Source organism: Neisseria iguanae, from assembly GCF_003013245.1.
Lineage (GTDB): Bacteria > Pseudomonadota > Gammaproteobacteria > Burkholderiales > Neisseriaceae > Neisseria > Neisseria iguanae.
In genome coordinates this window covers 1-872 of sequence record NZ_PXYY01000185.1, presented here as the reverse complement: position 1 = coordinate 872, position 872 = coordinate 1, and the positions used below count along the sequence as shown (strand labels likewise).

Annotated in this window: 3 pseudogenes; all 3 read left to right on the top strand. The window is 39.9% G+C overall.

The features are described 5' to 3' along the window. Positions 1 to 205 (top strand): annotated as a pseudogene (locus tag C7N83_RS16460) (ferredoxin--NADP reductase); the annotation flags it as partial. A gap of 127 nt (positions 206 to 332) precedes the next feature. Then, positions 333 to 536, top strand: a pseudogene (locus C7N83_RS14000) (IS1595 family transposase); the annotation flags it as partial. Positions 537 to 609: 73 nt separating this feature from the next. Continuing rightward, a pseudogene (gene rplW, locus C7N83_RS13995) lies at positions 610 to 832 on the top strand (50S ribosomal protein L23). Positions 833 to 872 lie beyond the last annotated feature (40 nt).

Sequence of the window (872 nt, the reverse complement as noted above, 5' to 3'; positions counted from 1 at the left end):
ATCCAACCAACGTATTCCGGCCTTGCTGCTGGAAGGCGGCTTGGAAAAATACATCAGTTTCACGTTTAACAAAGCGGATACACGCTTTATGGTATGCGGCAATCCGGCGATGGTAAAAGACACCTTCCAAGCCTTGATGGACTTAGGCTACGTCATGCATCGTAACCGCGAACCGGGCCAAATTATGATGGAAAACGGTTTTTAATCAGGCTTAGGAACGTTTCAGACGACCTTCAATTGAAATAAATGTCATCTGAACAATATTTGCGTATTTTGATTCAATAATTAGGTTGAGATCTTTGCAAAAGCGTCGTTGGGTTTACTTATCATCGAATCAATCAGAGCTTTTTGCAGACCGTCAAAACCACATTGATGGTATTGAAAATTTCCGGAATCAGGCAAAGCGCATTCTACGGAAATAGAACGGAATTGACCGGAAACCTTCCCCTTTATTCCTGAAAGAATGTGAATTTCGTTTTAACTTTGGCACATTAAAAGGGCAGCTTAAAATCTTGCGGTTTTGGTGTAGTATTTAAGGCTAATCTAAATACAACCCTTTCCTATTTTTCAGACGGCCCTCATACAGTATTGGCTAAAACACGTAATCAAATGACTTTCAAAGTGTTAACAAATGCAACCAAAACCTGAAATCAAAACAGCCGTTGAATTGCTACTTGGTGTAGAAATTAGTTTTGTAACTACTATTATCATTAAAGGTAGAACTAAAACGTTTGAGCCGTACTTTGGGACGTCGCAGCGGTGTAAAAAAACTTACGTCTTGGCTGCAGGTCAAGAGTTGAATTTGGGAGCCGCTGCTGAAGCTGTAAAATAAGGAATATAGAAAATGGCAACTGTTAAAATGAAGCCGACTT